This window comes from Bradyrhizobium sp. AZCC 1610, assembly GCF_036924515.1.
Classification (GTDB): domain Bacteria; phylum Pseudomonadota; class Alphaproteobacteria; order Rhizobiales; family Xanthobacteraceae; genus Bradyrhizobium.
Genome location: NZ_JAZHRR010000001.1, coordinates 2,520,659 through 2,536,248, shown reverse-complemented (window position 1 = coordinate 2,536,248; position 15,590 = coordinate 2,520,659). Strand labels below are relative to the sequence as shown.

General features: G+C 63.7%; 13 protein-coding genes and 1 pseudogene. 4 read left to right on the top strand and 10 right to left on the bottom strand.

Annotation, left to right across the window (positions count from 1 at the left end; all coding sequences use genetic code 11):
- The first annotated feature begins 2 nt into the window (after positions 1-2).
- Together V1279_RS12030 and V1279_RS12025 are read left to right on the top strand one after the other, a co-directional pair.
- Positions 3-1,811 carry an ABC-F family ATP-binding cassette domain-containing protein gene (locus V1279_RS12030; RefSeq protein ID WP_334435777.1) on the top strand — a complete coding sequence of 603 codons (1,809 nt, stop codon included), beginning with the start codon at positions 3-5 and terminating at the stop codon, positions 1,809-1,811.
- A gap of 118 nt (positions 1,812-1,929) precedes the next feature.
- Complete coding sequence (locus V1279_RS12025) at positions 1,930-3,012, top strand: D-TA family PLP-dependent enzyme (protein ID WP_334435774.1); 1,083 nt, start codon at positions 1,930-1,932, stop codon at positions 3,010-3,012.
- Positions 3,013-3,085: 73 nt separating this feature from the next.
- On the opposite strand, the gene V1279_RS12020 is transcribed toward V1279_RS12025, so the two are convergent.
- The 8 genes from V1279_RS12020 to V1279_RS11985 all read right to left on the bottom strand — a co-directional run bounded on the left by V1279_RS12020 (position 3,086) and on the right by V1279_RS11985 (position 12,436).
- On the bottom strand, positions 3,086-4,315 hold the full coding sequence (locus tag V1279_RS12020) for an NAD(P)/FAD-dependent oxidoreductase (protein WP_334446342.1): 1,230 nt from the start codon (positions 4,313-4,315) through the stop codon (positions 3,086-3,088).
- A 187-nt stretch (positions 4,316-4,502) separates the two neighbouring features.
- Positions 4,503-5,420 carry an SDR family NAD(P)-dependent oxidoreductase gene (locus V1279_RS12015; RefSeq protein WP_334435772.1) on the bottom strand — a complete coding sequence of 306 codons (918 nt, stop codon included), beginning with the start codon at positions 5,418-5,420 and terminating at the stop codon, positions 4,503-4,505.
- A 125-nt stretch (positions 5,421-5,545) separates the two neighbouring features.
- Positions 5,546-6,025 (bottom strand): MaoC family dehydratase, encoded by a 480-nt coding sequence (locus V1279_RS12010; RefSeq protein ID WP_334435770.1) that lies wholly within the window; start codon positions 6,023-6,025, stop codon positions 5,546-5,548.
- A gap of 3 nt (positions 6,026-6,028) precedes the next feature.
- Complete coding sequence (locus V1279_RS12005) at positions 6,029-7,759, bottom strand: AMP-binding protein (protein ID WP_334435767.1); 1,731 nt, start codon at positions 7,757-7,759, stop codon at positions 6,029-6,031.
- A 10-nt stretch (positions 7,760-7,769) separates the two neighbouring features.
- The gene (gene mmsB / locus V1279_RS12000; protein ID WP_334435764.1) at positions 7,770-8,657 is read right to left on the bottom strand and encodes a 3-hydroxyisobutyrate dehydrogenase; all 888 of its coding nucleotides are present in this window, start codon (positions 8,655-8,657) and stop codon (positions 7,770-7,772) included.
- A gap of 34 nt (positions 8,658-8,691) precedes the next feature.
- Positions 8,692-9,771 (bottom strand): enoyl-CoA hydratase/isomerase family protein, encoded by a 1,080-nt coding sequence (locus V1279_RS11995; protein WP_334435761.1) that lies wholly within the window; start codon positions 9,769-9,771, stop codon positions 8,692-8,694.
- Entirely contained in the window at positions 9,768-10,913 is a 1,146-nt protein-coding gene (locus V1279_RS11990) for an isobutyryl-CoA dehydrogenase (protein WP_334435759.1), read from the bottom strand. Before V1279_RS11990 ends, V1279_RS11995 begins: the two co-directional genes overlap by 4 nt.
- Positions 10,914-10,939: 26 nt before the next feature.
- Positions 10,940-12,436: a CoA-acylating methylmalonate-semialdehyde dehydrogenase gene (locus V1279_RS11985; RefSeq protein WP_334435756.1), complete on the bottom strand. Its 1,497-nt coding sequence runs from the start codon at positions 12,434-12,436 to the stop codon at positions 10,940-10,942.
- Positions 12,437-12,537: 101 nt separating this feature from the next.
- On the opposite strand from V1279_RS11985, the gene V1279_RS11980 reads away from it, so the two are divergent.
- Positions 12,538-13,452 (top strand): LysR family transcriptional regulator, encoded by a 915-nt coding sequence (locus tag V1279_RS11980; protein WP_334435753.1) that lies wholly within the window; start codon positions 12,538-12,540, stop codon positions 13,450-13,452.
- A gap of 4 nt (positions 13,453-13,456) precedes the next feature.
- Here V1279_RS11980 and V1279_RS11975 read toward each other — a convergent pair whose 3' ends face one another.
- Together V1279_RS11975 and V1279_RS11970 are read right to left on the bottom strand one after the other, a co-directional pair.
- The gene (locus V1279_RS11975) at positions 13,457-14,074 is read right to left on the bottom strand and encodes a TetR/AcrR family transcriptional regulator (RefSeq protein WP_334435751.1); all 618 of its coding nucleotides are present in this window, start codon (positions 14,072-14,074) and stop codon (positions 13,457-13,459) included.
- 62 nt (positions 14,075-14,136) lie between these two features.
- Entirely contained in the window at positions 14,137-14,673 is a 537-nt protein-coding gene (locus V1279_RS11970; RefSeq protein ID WP_334435749.1) for a PaaI family thioesterase, read from the bottom strand.
- A gap of 138 nt (positions 14,674-14,811) precedes the next feature.
- On the opposite strand from V1279_RS11970, the pseudogene V1279_RS11965 reads away from it, so the two are divergent.
- A pseudogene (locus tag V1279_RS11965) lies at positions 14,812-15,583 on the top strand (enoyl-CoA hydratase).
- The last annotated feature ends 7 nt before the right edge of the window (positions 15,584-15,590 follow it).

The following is a 15,590-nucleotide window of genomic DNA, read 5'->3' as shown; positions in this document are numbered from 1 at the left end:
CGATGGCGCCGCCGCTGATCCAGTTGAAAGATATCCGGCTGACCTTTGGCGGCACGCCGCTGTTGTCGGGCGTCGAGCTCTCGGTGTCGTCGGGCGAGCGCGTCTGTCTGATCGGCCGCAACGGCTCGGGCAAATCGACGCTGCTCAAGATCGCGGCCGGCCTTGTCGAGGTAGACGGCGGCAGCCGCTTCGTGCAGCCCGGCGCCACTATCCGCTATTTGCCGCAGGAGCCTGATTTCGGCGATCACAAGACGACGCTGGCCTACGTCGAGGCTGGCCTTGGCCCCGGCGACGATCATTATCAGGCGCGCTATCTCGTCGAGCAGCTCGGGCTACATGGAGACGAAGACCCCGCGCATGTCTCCGGCGGTGAGGCCCGCCGCGCAGCGCTGGCGCGGGTGCTGGCGCCCGCGCCCGACATATTGCTGCTGGATGAACCGACCAACCATCTCGACCTCCCGACCATCGAATGGCTGGAAGGCGAACTGGAAAGCCGCCGTTGCGCGCTCGTCATCATCAGCCACGACCGCCGCTTCCTGTCCAACCTGTCGCGTTCGACCGCCTGGCTCGATCGCGGCCAGATCAGGCAGATCGACCGCGGCTTTAGTGCGTTCGAAGCCTGGCGCGACGAGGTGCTGGCGGAAGAAGAGCGCGACCAGCACAAGCTTGACCGCAAGATCGTCAACGAAGAACACTGGCTGCGCTACGGCGTCTCCGGCCGCCGCAAGCGCAACGTCAAGCGGCTCGGCAATCTGCACGCGCTGCGCGACCAGCGGCGCGATTATCGTGGTGCGACCGGCAACGCCAACCTCGCCGCCGCGGAAGCCGACAAATCCGGCAAGCTCGTCATCGAGGCCAAGAACATCGCCAAGGCCTATGGCGATCGCACGATCGTCGAGGACTTCTCGATCCGCGTCCAGCGCGGCGACCGGATCGGCATCGTCGGACCGAACGGCGCCGGCAAGACCACGCTGGTTCATCTCCTGATCGGCAACGATCCGCCCGACAGCGGCACGATCCGTCTCGGCGCCAATATCGAAATGGCGACGCTCGACCAGCATCGCGAAAGCCTCGATCCGAAATCGACACTCGCCGAAGCCTTGACCGGCGGCCGCGGCGACCACGTCATGGTCGGCGGCAGGCCGAAGCACGTGGTCAGCTACATGAAGGACTTTCTGTTCGCCCAGGAACAGATGCGCACGCCGCTGGAGGTGCTCTCCGGCGGCGAGCGCGGCCGGCTGATGCTGGCGCGCGCGCTGGCAAAGCCGTCCAATCTGCTGGTGCTGGACGAGCCGACCAACGACCTCGATCTCGAAACCCTCGACGTGCTTGAGGAGATGCTCGGCGACTACGAGGGCACGGTGATCCTGATCAGCCATGACCGCGACTTCCTCGACCGCGTGGTGACATCGGTGATCGTGCCCGAAGGCGATGGCCGCTGGATCGAATATGCCGGCGGTTACTCCGACATGCTGGCGCAGCGTGGCGAGGACCTGACGCGTGAGGCGGCGAATGCTGTCGTCGAGGAAAAGAAGGAAGCCAGGACGGCCGCGCCTTCCGCGGCATCAAAGCGCCGATTGAACTTCAACGAGAAGCACGCACTGGAAATCCTGCCGAAGACGATCGCGAAATTGCAGGCCGAGATTGCGAAACAGCAAAAGCTGCTTGACGATCCCGATCTCTACACCAAGGATCGCAAGAAGTTCGACGCGGCCTCATCAGCGATTGCAAGGGCGCAGGAAGAACTCGCGGCGGCCGAAGACCGGTGGCTGGAGCTGGAAGTTTTGCGGGAAGAGATTGAACAGGCGTAGTTTGTAGGATGGGTGGAGCGAAGCGATACCCATCACGAACCAACCGTTGACAAGATTGATGGGTTTCGCTGCGCTCTACCCATCCTACGGTCCATCAATTTCCAACAGAGAGAAGAGCATGACAACGCCCCTCGCCGCCAAAATCGCCCGTGAATACGGCACGCCCTGCGCTGTCATCGACATGGACCGCGTCGAGCGCAATATTGCACGCATCCAGGTGGCCTGCGATACGGCCGGCGTCGCCAACCGGCCGCATATCAAGACCCACAAGAGCACCTTGTTGGCTCAGATGCAGGTCACGGCTGGCGCGAAGGGCATCACCTGCCAGAAGCTCGGCGAGGCCGAGGTGATGGCGGAGGCTGGGATCGACGACATCCTGATCAGCTACAATCTGATCGGCGAGGAGAAGATGGCCCGCCTCGCCGCGCTGCAGGCCAAGGCCAACATGACGGTCGCCGCCGACAATTCGACCGTGATCGCGGGCCTGCCGCAGGCCGCCGCCGCTTCCGGCCGCCCGCTGTCGGTCGTGGTCGAATGCGACACCGGGCGCAAGCGCGCTGGCGTCGAGACGCCGACTGAGGCTATCGCGCTGGCCCGTGAGATCGCGGCTTCCAAGGGGCTGACCTTTGCGGGCTTCATGCTGTATCCAACCGAAACCGGCTGGACGGAAGCGCAGAAATTTTTCGACGAAGCACTGGCTGGCGTCCGCGCGCACGGGCTTGATGCGACGATGGTTTCCACCGGCGGCTCGCCGAACCTGAAAAATCTCGGAAAACTCAAGGGCGCGACCGAGCATCGTCCCGGCACCTATATCTACAACGACCGCATGCAGGTCGCGGCCGGCGTCGCCAGTTGGGACGATTGCGCACTCAACATCTATTCCACCGTCGTCAGCCGCGCCGGCCCGGATCGCGGCATTCTCGACGCCGGCTCGAAAACGCTGACCTCGGATCCCGGCGGCGGGCTCGACGGTTATGGGCTGATCCTGGAGCACCCGGAAGCGAAGATCGCGCGCTTTGCCGAGGAACACGGCTTCCTCGACCTTGCCCGCAGCAACACCAGGCCTGTCGTCGGCGACGTCGTGCGCATCGTGCCCAACCATGTCTGCGTCGTCGTCAACATGATGGACGAAGTGGTGATGGTGCGCGGCGACGAGATCATCGGCGCGCTACCGGTCGCGGCGCGGGGGAAATTGCGGTAGGCGCCCCGTAGAATGGGTAGAGCGCAGCGAAATCCATCATCCATCAACAAGTTTCGATGGGTTTCGCTACGCTCTAGCCATCGAGCCACTTCAGCGCACCCCGCCCCGCCGCTGCCCCGGTCGCGAACGACGCCTGCAACAAGTAGCCGCCGGTCGGCGCTTCCCAGTCCAACATCTCGCCGGCCGCGAACACGCCGGGCAAGCGGCGGAGCATGAAGTCGCTGTCGAGTTCGCTGAACGGTATCCCGCCGGCGGTCGAGATCGCGCGCGCGATCGGGGCTGTGCCGGTAAGTTCGATCGGGACGGAGTTGATGAGGTTTGCGAGATCGACCGGTGACATCGACGCCAGCGGAGCGCCAGATGCCTTGGCTGCTTCCTGCAGCAAGCCGATCGCGACCGGCGAAAGATTCACGGCCTTGCGCAGAAAAGTGGACAGGGATTGCTTTTCCTTGGGCGCTGAGACTTTCGCGATCAGGTCATTGATGTCGAGATCCGGCCGCAGCGTGATGTGCAGCGTTGCCGACCCCGACTTATCGATCGCCTCGCGCAACTCGGCGGACAGCGCATAGATCGCACCACCCTCGATGCCCGAGCGCGTCACGATGGCCTCGCCACGGACATTGTGCGCGCCAAAATTCAGCGCGATGCCCTTGAGCGGCTGGCCCTGGAACCTGTCTCGAAATATGTTCGACCAGTTTATGGTAAAGCCGCAATTGGCCGGCCTGAGCCGGGATATCTGCACACCTTTCGCGGCGAGCGCTTCCGCCCATGCCCCATCGGAGCCCAGCCGGGGCCAGCTTGCGCCTCCGAGCGCCAACACGGTAGCGCTCGTCTTAATGGCACGCGGGCCGTGCGGCGTGTCGAAACAAAGGTCGCCCTGCTCGTCCCAGCCGGTCCAGCGGTGACGAGGCGTCAACCTTACGCCCATCGACTCCAGCCGCCGCAACCACGCCCGTAGCAACGGCGACGCCTTGAAGGCCTTTGGGAACACGCGACCGCTTGAGCCAACAAAGGTCTCTTGCCCCAGCGCTTCGCTCCAGTCGCGCAAGGCGCTCGGCGGGAACGCTTCGATCGCAGCTTTCAGATGCGGCGTTGCCTCGCGGTACCGCGCAAGGAATTGCGGCAATGGCTCACTGTGCGTGAGATTCAGCCCGCCTCGCCCCGCCATCAAGAATTTGCGACCAGCCGACGGCATCGCGTCGTAGACGGTGACGTATGCACCGCCCTGCGCGAGCACTTCGGCTGCCATCAGACCAGCGGGGCCAGCGCCGATGACAGCGACGAATTGTGAAATCGTAGACATGGCGGGAGTGTAAGCCGTCGCTGCCACAATAACAGTCGTCATGCCCGGGCTTGTCCCGGGCATCCACGTCTAACTTGCAGTCGGTGACAAAGGCGTGGATGGTCGGGACATAGGCGAGCGGAAGCGACGCCGTCCTTCGGACGGCTATGCCCGGCCATGACGAGAGAGTTTGACGTGAGCCCCAGCGCTACAGCTTGATCCCCGCCCGTGCCGCAGCTTGCGCGACGTACTTCTGCGTCTGCTCGAATGCGCCCTGCAGCGCCCTGGCCTTCGAGACGTCGTCGATCTCGGCGAAATGCGCCGCTATGGCATCCGGCGTCCAGTCGGACTGCGGCAGGTTGATGCCTTCGGTCTCGATAATCTTGATCACGGCGAACGAGCCCGCGCCGGCGCCCATGATGGTGCGGGTCGGCGCGTCCTCGCTGAGCAGGAATTCCACCGCCGGCGTAATCGCCTCGGGGCGCATCAAGGCCAGCGCCTGCGGCGGCAGCAATTCTTCGGTCATCCGGGTCGCGGCCGTCGGTGAAATCGTGTTGACGCGGACGTTGTTCTTGCGGCCTTCCTCGGCCAGCACGTTCATCAGGCCGACCATGCCGGCTTTGGCCGCGCCGTAATTGGCCTGGCCGAAATTACCGAACAGGCCCGACGACGAGGTAGTCAGCACGATGCGCCCATAGTTGCGCTCGCGCATGCCATCCCACACCGCCTTGCAGCAGTAAAACGTACCGACGAGATGAACATCGAGTACTTTGGCAAAGTCCGCTATGTCCATTTTTGCGAACGACTTGTCGCGAAGAATGCCAGCATTGGCGCACAGGAGATCGACGCTGCCCCACTCCTTCGTGGCCCGCTCGACCATCGCCGTGACTTGTCCGAACTTCGAGACGTCGGCGCCATCGGCCATTGCCGTGCCACCGGCTTTGCGGATTTCCTCGACCACGGCTTCGGCCGGCGTCAGCGACCCGCCGGTGCCGTCGCGCGCGCCGCCGAAATCATTGACCACCACCTTGGCGCCGCGGCTCGCCAGCCCCAGCGCATGCGCCCGTCCCAGACCATTGCCCGCGCCGGTGACGATAGCGACGCGTCCGTCAAACCTGATTGCCATGAGTGGAATTCCTGATGTGGGTTTCTCTCGTCATGCCCGGCCTTATGCCGGGCATCCACGTCTTCTTGGTTGCTGCATAGCAAGACGTGGATGGCCGGGACAAGCCCGGCCATGACGCGCAGAGGCTAAGCGAAATAGATCAGCCCGATCCAGTCGGCCACCAGCGCGGGCTTATCCTCGCCCTCGATCTCGACGGTAACGTTGGTGCGCGACTGCAGCTCCTTCGGCTTGCGCAGCTTGGCCTCCATCAGCGTAAAGCGACCGCGGACCCTCGAGCCGGCCCGCACCGACGACAGGAAGCGCAGCTTGTCAAAACCGTAGTTCACGCCCATCGCCGTGCCCTCGATGACCGGCATCACCTCATAGGACATGATACTCATCAAAGACATCGTAAGAAAGCCATGCGCAATGGTGTTGCCGAACGCGGTTTCCTTCTTCGCGCGTTCAGGATCGACATGGATGAACTGATGGTCCTCGATCACGTCGGCATAGACGTTGATACGCCTCTGGTCGATCAGGTGCCATGACGACACGCCGATCTCCTTGCCGACCATGGCCTGATAGGCCTCAAACGAGACCGGCGGCTTCTTCCAGACTTCATTCATTCGCTAACTCTCCAACCCGGCAGTCCGCACCTTCTGCAGCTCCGGAAATTCTTCTTCGCGGAACTCGGCACCGCGCAGCGCGTCACTGCGGTTATTATCATGTTCGAGCCGGCGCAACTGGACGCGGCGGATTTTGCCGGAGATCGTCTTCGGCAGCTCCGTCACCAGCTCGATCTTGCGGATGCGCTTGAACGGCGCGAGCCGCGTGTGCAGATGCCAAAAGATCGATAGCGCGGTTTCCGGCGTGCGTTCGACGCCAGAGACCAGCAGCACATAGGCCTTCGGGATCGCGAGCCGGATCGGATCGGGGCTCGGCACGACGGCGGCTTCTGCGACCGATTCATGCTCGAGCAGCACGCTTTCCAGTTCGAACGGGCTGATACGGTAGTCGGATGATTTGAAGACGTCGTCGGAGCGGCCGACGAACGTCAGGTATCCTTCGTCATCGGCAAACACCACGTCACCGCTGCGGTAGAGATCGCCGTCCGCCCCGCTCAGTTTGCCGTCCTCGCCTTGATAACCCTGCATCAGGCCGGCCGGGCGGTCGGCGCCGAGCACCAGCGTGACCTCCCCCTCTTTGGTGACGTGGCCGTCGCCGTCGGTGATCTGCACGCGATAGCCCGGCAGCGGGCGGCCCATCGAGCCGACCTTGACCTTCTGGCCCGGCGAATTGCCGGCGAGCGCCGTGGTTTCGGTCTGGCCATAGCCGTCGCGAATGGTCAGGCCCCACGCCGCCTTCACCTGGTCGATCACTTCCGGGTTGAGCGGCTCGCCGGCGCCGCAGACCTCGCGCAGGCTGACCTTGAAGTCGGCGAGCTTCTCCTGGATGAACAGCCGCCACACCGTCGGCGGCGCGCACAGCGTGGTGACGCCGCAGCGCCCGACGGTCGCGAGCAAGGCTTTTGCGTCAAAGCGCGGCTGGTTGACCACGAACACGGTGGCGCCGGCATTCCATGGCGCGAAGAAGCAGCTCCAGGCATGCTTGGCCCAGCCCGGTGAGGAAATATTGAGATGCACATCGCCCGGCTGCAGCCCGAGCCAGAACATCGTCGACAGCGCGCCGACGGGATAGCTGCGCTGACTGTGCCGCACCAGTTTTGGCTTTGCCGTGGTGCCCGAGGTGAAATAGAGCAGCATCGGGTCGTCGGCATTGGTCGGACCATCTGGCGCAAAGGTTTCGGACCCGCCGGCCGCCAGCTCGAATGGCAACCAGCCGTCATGCGTCGTCGATGCACCGACCACGATACGCACCAGATTGTCAGCACCGAGGCCTGCGAACTTCGCCACCTGATCCTGCGAAGCCACCACCACCCTCGCCCGGCCGCGATCGAGCCGGTCGCGCAATTCGTCCGAGGTAAGAAGCGTGGTGGCGGGGATCACGACCGCGCCGAGCTTCATCGCCGCCAGCATGGTCTCCCACAGCGGCACGACATTGCCGAGCAGCAGCAACAGATGATCGCCGCGCCTCAGCCCTTGCGCGCGCAGGAAGTTTGCGACCTGGTTGGACCGGCGCGACAGCGTCGCGAAGGAGAGTTTCGTCTCCTTGTCGCCGGGATCGACGATCCAGAGCGCGGTGCGGTCCCGGCTGTCGGCATTGCCTGCGAGTTCCGCATCGAACCAGTCCAGCGCCCAGTTGAACGGAACAGGGTCCGGCCAGCGAAATCCTTTTACGGCCGCATCATAATCAGCGCGGTGCTTGAGCAGAAAGGTCCGCGCTTCCTGGAAGGTCGTCATCCCGTCTCCGTTATTTCCCGGCGAGGCTCCGAACGTGCTGGATAATACCGGAAAAATCCACCCCGCCATGGCCGGCAGCGTCGAACGCCTTATAGATTTCCTGCGCGTGCTTGCCCAGCGGCGTAGCGGCCCCGGCGGCGTTCGCCGCGTCCTGCGCCAGCGTCAGGTCCTTGACCATCAAACTGGAGGCGAAGCCGGGCTTGTAGCCGTTATTCGCCGGCGAGGTCGGCACCGGACCCGGCACCGGGCAATAGGATGTCAGCGCCCAGCACTGCCCCGAGGAGGTCGAGGCGACGTCGAACAGCGCCTGATGCGACAGGCCCAATTTCTCCGCGAGCGTAAAGGCCTCGCCGACCCCGATCATGGAGATGCCCAGGATCATGTTATTGCAGATCTTGGCCGCCTGCCCTGCACCAGCGCCGCCGCAATGGACGAGCTTCTTGCCCATGTTCTCCAGCACGGGTTTTGCCGCTGCAAAGGCCTTGTCCTCGCCGCCGCACATGAAAGTGAGCGTCGCGCCCTTGGCGCCGCCGGTTCCACCCGACACCGGCGCATCCACCGAAAGCATGCCGCTTTTGGCGGCCAGCGCATGCGCCTGCTTGGCGCTTTCGACGTCGATGGTCGAGCAATCGATGATCAGCGTGCCCTTGGTCATCGCCGGGATCACTTCGTTCCAGACCGACAGCACGTGCTTGCCCGCGGGCAGCATGGTGATGATCACGTCGGCGCCCTTGACGGACGCGACCGAACTCTCGGCGATCGCGGCGCCGTCGGCTTTGGCCTGATCGCGCGAGGCTGCCACCAGGTCGAACGCGGTTACCTTGTGGCCGGCCTTGACCAGATTGGAGGCCATCGGCCCGCCCATGTTGCCGAGGCCAATGAATGCGATGTTTGCCATCTCGAATCCTCCGCTTGGAATTTTTCTGGTTTGGTCAGTTGAATTTCAGCTCATTGGCGCCGATCTCGGCGAAGTAAGGCGCGACCATTGCCGGCGTCACGTCTTCAATTCGCGGCGGCGACCACCTTGGATTACGGTCCTTGTCGATCACGGCGGCGCGCACGCCCTCGCGAAAATCATCGCTGGCGAAGACTTCCAGCGCGGCGCGATATTCCCGCACCAGGCATTCCTCTAGCGACGATGCCGCGCGCGCCAGCCGCAGCAGTTTCAGCGTCACCACCATGCCGCGCGGCGATTTCTCGTTCAGCGTCTTCAGCGTTGAAAGCGCCAGTTCTGAGCCGTCGCGCTGCAAGGAGGCGATGATGTCTTCCATGCGGTCGTAGGCGAACCAGCCATCGATCTTCGCCTGCATCGCGGCGACAGGTCCGGCCGTCTCACCGGTTGCGAAGCCGGCGATCAGAGCTTTGACTTCTGCCGATGAAATCTCGGTACGAACCTTGGTCAGGGCCTCCCGCAAGGCGGCAAGCTTGGCCGACGGCACGACCGCGTCGGCAAAGCCGGCATGGATCGCGTCCGGACCGTTCATGGTCTGCCCGGTCAGTCCGAAGTACGTGCCGAGCTCTCCCGGCGAATGCGACAGCAGCCAGGTGCCGCCGACGTCGGGAAAGAAGCCGAGCCCGACCTCGGGCATCGCAAGTTTCGTCTTGTCGGTGACGACGCGGTGGCTGGAGTGCGCGGACAAGCCGACGCCGCCGCCCATCACGATGCCGTCCATGAAAGCCACATAGGGTTTCGGGAATTTCTTGATCCGGGCGTTGAGGATGTATTCCTCGCGCCACAGGATCTTGCCGAGATCGCCCTTCACCTGTGAGCTTTCCCAGAGCGCGCGAATGTCACCGCCAGCACAGAGGCCGCGCTCGCCCGCGCCTTCCAGCAGGATCACGGCGGCCGCTGGGTCGGCTTCGAACGCATCGAGCGCCCTGTCGACGTCGCGAAACATTTCCAGCGTAACGGCGTTGATCGCCTTTGGCCGGTTCAACCGAATCACACCGCAGGCGCCTTCGCGCTGCGCGATCAAGTCACCTTCGATGAGCGCGTCTGCCGCGTCCGTCATCGCGCGCCCTCGATCAGCTTGCGCGACACGATCAGCCGCATGATTTCGTTGGTCCCTTCCAGGATCTGGTGCACGCGCAGATCGCGCACGATCTTCTCGATGCCGTATTCGCTGAGGTAGCCGTAGCCGCCGTGCAGCTGCAGCGCCTGGTTGGCGACCTCGAAACCGACATCGGTGCCAAAACGCTTGGCCATCGCGCACAGCATGGTGGCGTCGGCATCCTTGCGGTCGAGCGCTGCAGCCGCACGCCACACAAAAGTCCGCGCCGCCTCCAGTTCGGTCGCCATGTCGGCCAGGCGAAACTGCAGCGCCTGGAATTCGTCGAGGCGCTTGCCGAAGGCCTTTCGCTCCTTCATGTAGGCCAGCGATTTCTCCAGCGCGCTTTGTGCGCCTCCGAGCGAGCACGCGGCGATATTGATGCGGCCACCGTCGAGCCCCGCCATCGCGATCTTGAAGCCGATGCCCTCGTCGCCGAGCCGGTTCTCGACCGGCACGCGGGCGTTCTCGAAAATCACCGCGCGGGTCGGCTGCGCGTTCCAGCCCATCTTGCGCTCGTTGGCGCCGAATGAGAGCCCGGGCGTGTCGCCGTCGATCACCAGCGTCGAGATGCCGCCGGGTCCGTCGCCGCCGGTCCGCACCATCACCACATAAAGATCGCCCTTGCCGGCGCCGGAGATGAACTGCTTCTGGCCGTTGAGCACATAATGGTCGCCATCGCGCACTGCGCGAGTGCGGAGCGCCGCGGCATCCGACCCTGAGCCCGGCTCGGTCAGGCAATAGCTCGCCAATAGCTCCATGGTGCAGAGCTTTGGCAGCCATTTCTGGCGCTGGGTGTCGTTGCCGTAGGCGTCGATCATCCACGACGCCATGTTATGGATCGAGATGAAGGCCGACACGGTCGGGCAACCGGTCGCCAGCGCCTCGAAGATCAGTGCGGCATCGAAGCGGGTCATGGCAGAGCCGCCGACGTCATCCTTGATATAGATGCCGCCGATGCCGAGGCTCGCGGCCTCGCGCATCACATCGATGGGGAAATGCTTTTCCTCGTCCCAGCGGAGCGCATGCGGCGTGATCTTTTCCGCGGCGAATTCGCGCGCCATGTCGCGAACCGCCACCTGATCCTCGTTGAGAGCGAACTGCATCCCGCGCCCCGGCTGTGATATGCGCGTCAGTTCATCGTCGGGATCGAGAACTCCGCGCCCTCCTTGACGCCCGACGGCCAGCGCGAGGTGATCGTCTTGGTCTTGGTGTAGAAGCGGATCGAATCCGGGCCGTGCTGGTTGAGATCGCCGAAGCCGGACTTCTTCCAGCCGCCGAACGTGTAGTATGCGATCGGCACCGGGATCGGCACGTTGATGCCGACCATGCCGACGTTCACCTTGGCAGCAAAGTCGCGGGCAGCGTCGCCGTCGCGGGTGAAGATCGCAACGCCGTTGCCGTAATCATGGTCCGACGGCAGCGCCAGCGCCTCCTTGTAATCGTGGGCGCGCACCACCGAGAGCACCGGGCCGAAGATCTCTTCCTTGTAGATCCGCATGTCCTTTGTGACGTTGTCGAACAGGCAGCCACCCATGTAGAAGCCGTTTTCATAGCCCTGCATCTTGAAGCCGCGGCCGTCGACGGCGAGCGTCGCGCCTTCCTTGATGCCGATCTCGACATAGTTCCTGACGCGGTTGAGCGCTTCTTTCGTCACCAGCGGACCGTAATCGGCGGAGGGATCGATCGAGGTACCGATCTTCAGGCTCTCGACGCGCGGGATCAGCTTTTCCATCAGCCGATCGGCGGTGGGCTTGCCGACGGGCACCGCCACCGAGATCGCCATGCAGCGCTCACCGGCCGAGCCGTAGCCCGCGCCGATCAGCGCATCGACGGTCTGATCCATGTCGGCGTCGGGCATGACGATGGCGTGGTTCTTGGCTCCGCCAAAGCACTGCGCGCGCTTGCCGGTAGCGGCCGCGCGCTCATAGATATACTGCGCGATCGGCGAGGAGCCGACGAAGCCAACGGCCCTGATATCGGGATCGTCGAGAATGGCGTCGACCGCTTCCTTGTCGCCGTTGACGACGTTGAGGATGCCGGGCGGCAGCCCCGCCTCGATCATCAATGCAGCCAGCATCATCGGCACGCCGGGATCGCGCTCGGACGGCTTCAGGATGAAGGCGTTACCACAGGCGATCGCGGGCGCGAATTTCCACATCGGGATCATCGCCGGGAAATTGAACGGGGTGATGCCGGCGACCACGCCCAGCGGCTGCCGCATCGAATAGATGTCGATGCCGGGGCCGGCGCCCTCGGTGTATTCGCCCTTCATCAGATGCGGAATGCCGCAGGCGAATTCAACGACCTCGAGGCCGCGCTGGATATCGCCCTTGGCGTCGGGAACGGTCTTGCCGTGCTCGCGCGCCAGAAGCTCTGCGAGCTTGTCGTAATCGCGCTGGGCGAGTTCGAGAAACTTCATCATCACGCGGGCGCGGCGCTGCGGATTGGTGTTGGCCCACTCGACCTGGGCGTCCCTGGCGTTCTCGACGGCGGCGCGAACCTCGGCCTTGGAGGCCAGCGCCACCTTGGCCTGAACGTCGCCGGTCATCGGCTCGAAAACGTCGGCCGTCCGCCCGGACGTGCCCTTGACCTCTTTGCCACCGATGAAATGTCCGATTGAGCGCATGAATAACCTCCCGAAGATACCGGCTGGATCCCTTTGGACCCCTTTTTGACCTGCATTTCTTAGGATACAAGTCCGATATATTGCACCATAGATGTGCGGAAATGCTGGATCAAGGCACCAGGACGATCGACTGGGATGACTTCCGTTTCGTGCTGGCAATCGTCCGCGGCGGATCGGTTTCCGCTGCCGCCAAGCAGCTATCGGTCGATCATGCCACAGTGATCCGGCGTGTCGACCGCCTGGAACGGCATCTCTCGGCAAAACTGTTTGACCGCCGCAAGACCGGCTACCTGCTGACCGAAGCCGGCCAGCGTGTCGCCGACAGCGCGGAGGCGATGGAATCCACCATCGTCGCCAACCAGGAGGCGGTCGGCGGCTCGCGCGCGCATCTGACCGGCACCGTGCGGATCGGCGCCCCCGACGGTTTCGGCAGCCATTTTCTGGCCTCGCGGCTGGTCAAATTCACCGAGCGGTATCCCGATCTCGACCTCCAGCTCGTCGCCACCGCGCGGCTGTTCAGCCTGTCGAAGCGCGAGGCCGATATTGCGATCAGCCTGACGATGCCCAAGGAAGGTCGCATCGTCGGGCGCAAGCTGCTCGACTACAGCCTCGGGCTCTATGCCGCGCCGGCCTATCTCGACCGCGCGCCGAAAATTACAGGCCGTGGCGACCTGCCCGCGCATCGCTTCGTCGGCTACATCGAGGAATTGCTGTTCACGCCCGAACTGGACTACCTGCCGCAGGTCTCGCCAAAAATTTCCGCGAAATTCCGCAGCGCCAATCTGATCGCGCAGCTCAACGCCACCATCGCAGGCTTCGGCATTGCCGTGCTGCCGCACTTCATGGCGACGACGCATCCGGAATTGCGGCCGGTGTTGCCAGACGAGATCAGGATATCCCGGACGTTCTGGATGCTGATGCACGCCGACAGCAAGGATCTAGCACGAATTCGCGCGGTTGCTGACTACATCTACGAGACAGCGGAGAGCGAACGCGCGCTGTTTGGCGGAAGGTGAATTCCTAATTCACCTTTGCCCGGGCCTTCTTCGCGACCGGCTTCGCCTCGGCACGGGCCAACGCCGCCTCGCGGCCCGAGGCGAGAATTTCGTCGGACAGTTCGCCGCTGCCGGTGACGCGGGACATCACCAGCGTGCCCATCATCGTCGCCAGCGTACCCATCGCCTGCCTGCGCGCCGTCTTCCGTGGCACATCCGGAATCTGGTCGGCCATCACCTCGATCAACTGTTCCAGCTTGGCGGCAAAGGCCTTGCGAGTTTTGGCGCTTTCACGGGCGATCTCGGCGCCGAGCGTGGGAACCGCGCAACCGCGGCCGGGATCGTCGCGATGTACCGTCGAGACGTAGGAATCGATGATCGTCGACAGCCGCTTCTCCGGCGGCGTCTCAGCGGCGATCTTGCGCCAGTGTTCGACCGAGCGGTCCATCGCATAGGCAAAGGCCTCGATCACCAGCGCCTCGCGGGAATCGAAATGCGCGTAGAAGCCGCCATGGGTAAGGCCCGCCTCCTTCATCAGGTCGGCGACGCCGATGCCATGCGCGCCCTTTTCGCGAAGCCGCACCGAGGCCTTCTTCACGATCCGCGCGTGGGTCTCCTGCTTGTGCTCTTTCGAATAACGCATCAACCCGTCCTATTAAATGTCCGCAATCATATAATAGCAGTTGTGCGGGCAAAAAGCTGCATCTATTTCGCTTTTTCAACGCCGATCATCGTGAATGTGGCGGTCGCGTGCACTGCAAGATTTCCCGCGCCGTCACGGACGAAGCCTTCGGCATAGCTGGTCTGACGACCGAGTTTTACCACTTTGCCTTCCGCCGAGATGGTGCCTGACCGTACCGACAACGGCCGCAGATAGGTCAGCTTGAGGTCCAGCGTGACCGAGGTCTGCCCCGCCGGCTGCATGGTAGCAATGGCGCAACCCATGGCGGTATCCGCCAGCGCCGCGGCGGTCGCGCCATGGAGCAGCCCGACGGTATTTTCGAGGCTCTCATCCGGATCCAGTTCCATCACGATCCGACCGGGTTCTGCAACACGCATCTCAAAACCGATCAATCGGGCCATCGGCGGCGGTGGCAAGATGCCGTCGCGGATCGCGTACATCGTTTCCAAGCCGGACATCCCGGAGGCTGCCTTTGCCACAGGTCCCGGCGCCTGCCACTCCACCACCCGATGCCTGCGTGTATCGAGCGAAAACAGATCGACAGTCTCGGTCGCGGTCATGGCCGGCTCCTTTAAATGATGGCTGTAATTCTATATCGGCCTGCGCCGCCACGCAACGCCCGCCCCGCCTCCCCTTGACAAGCCGGCGAATGCCCTTGGAAGTGACGCCGACCGCCAGAACAAGCCCGGAAAAACAAAATGGAAATGCTCAATCCCTACTGCGGCATCGAGCGCGATGGCCGAGGCGTCGTCCGCCTCTCGATCTGCAATGCCGGCACCCTCAACATCCTCTCCTCCGCCGTCACCAACGGGGTTCGTGAAGGGTTCGAGAAGCTCGCCGACGACAAGGGGATTCGCGCGGTGATCCTCGCCGGACAGAGCGAGAAGAGCATGATCGGCGGCGCTGACATCAAGGAGATGGCGCGTCTTGACCAGAAATCCGCCGAAGCCTTCATCACGCGCTTACGCGACCTCTGCGAGGCCGTGCGCAACTTTCCCGCGCCTGTCATCGCGCGGCTTCCCGGCTGGTGCCTCGGTGGCGGCCTCGAAGTCGCCGCGGCCTGCGATTTCCGGATTGCGGCTCATGATGCCAAGTTCGGCATGCCGGAGGTGCGTGTCGGCATCCCCTCGGTGATCCATGCGGCGGCTGCTGCCCCGGCTGATCGGCTGGGGCCGCGCCCGCTGGCTGGTCATGACGGCGGAAAACATCGACGCGCCGACCGCGCTCGCCTGGGGCCTGGTCGATGTGGTCGCGAAGGAAAATGGCCTCGATGCCGCCGTCGAGCATACGGTCAACGCGCTGCTCGAATGCGGTCCCGAAGCGCTGCGCGCGCAGAAGGCGCTGCTCCGCCAGTGGGAGGAACTGCCGCTGACAGAATCGGTCAATCTCAGCGTCGGCGTATTCGGGCAATCGTTCCTGACCGGCGAGCCGCAGCGGCTGATGCAGGGATTCCTCGACCGCAAGAAATAGACGGAGA

What these genes read in the sequence shown, in the direction of transcription:
- V1279_RS12030 (WP_334435777.1), top strand. Translation starts at nt 3, where the DNA reads ATGGCGCCGCCGCTGATCCAGTTGAAAGATATCCGGCTGACCTTTGGC.
- V1279_RS12010 (WP_334435770.1), bottom strand. Translation starts at nt 6,025, where the DNA reads ATGAATGAAGTCTGGAAGAAGCCGCCGGTCTCGTTTGAGGCCTATCAG.
- mmsB (WP_334435764.1), bottom strand. Translation starts at nt 8,657, where the DNA reads ATGGCAAACATCGCATTCATTGGCCTCGGCAACATGGGCGGGCCGATG.
- V1279_RS11980 (WP_334435753.1), top strand. Translation starts at nt 12,538, where the DNA reads ATGCTGGATCAAGGCACCAGGACGATCGACTGGGATGACTTCCGTTTC.
- V1279_RS11990 (WP_334435759.1), bottom strand. Translation starts at nt 10,913, where the DNA reads ATGCAGTTCGCTCTCAACGAGGATCAGGTGGCGGTTCGCGACATGGCG.
- V1279_RS11985 (WP_334435756.1), bottom strand. Translation starts at nt 12,436, where the DNA reads ATGCGCTCAATCGGACATTTCATCGGTGGCAAAGAGGTCAAGGGCACG.
- V1279_RS11975 (WP_334435751.1), bottom strand. Translation starts at nt 14,074, where the DNA reads ATGCGTTATTCGAAAGAGCACAAGCAGGAGACCCACGCGCGGATCGTG.
- V1279_RS12015 (WP_334435772.1), bottom strand. Translation starts at nt 5,420, where the DNA reads ATGGCAATCAGGTTTGACGGACGCGTCGCTATCGTCACCGGCGCGGGC.
- V1279_RS12020 (WP_334446342.1), bottom strand. Translation starts at nt 4,315, where the DNA reads ATGTCTACGATTTCACAATTCGTCGCTGTCATCGGCGCTGGCCCCGCT.
- V1279_RS12025 (WP_334435774.1), top strand. Translation starts at nt 1,930, where the DNA reads ATGACAACGCCCCTCGCCGCCAAAATCGCCCGTGAATACGGCACGCCC.
- V1279_RS12005 (WP_334435767.1), bottom strand. Translation starts at nt 7,759, where the DNA reads ATGACGACCTTCCAGGAAGCGCGGACCTTTCTGCTCAAGCACCGCGCT.
- V1279_RS11970 (WP_334435749.1), bottom strand. Translation starts at nt 14,673, where the DNA reads ATGACCGCGACCGAGACTGTCGATCTGTTTTCGCTCGATACACGCAGG.
- V1279_RS11995 (WP_334435761.1), bottom strand. Translation starts at nt 9,771, where the DNA reads ATGACGGACGCGGCAGACGCGCTCATCGAAGGTGACTTGATCGCGCAG.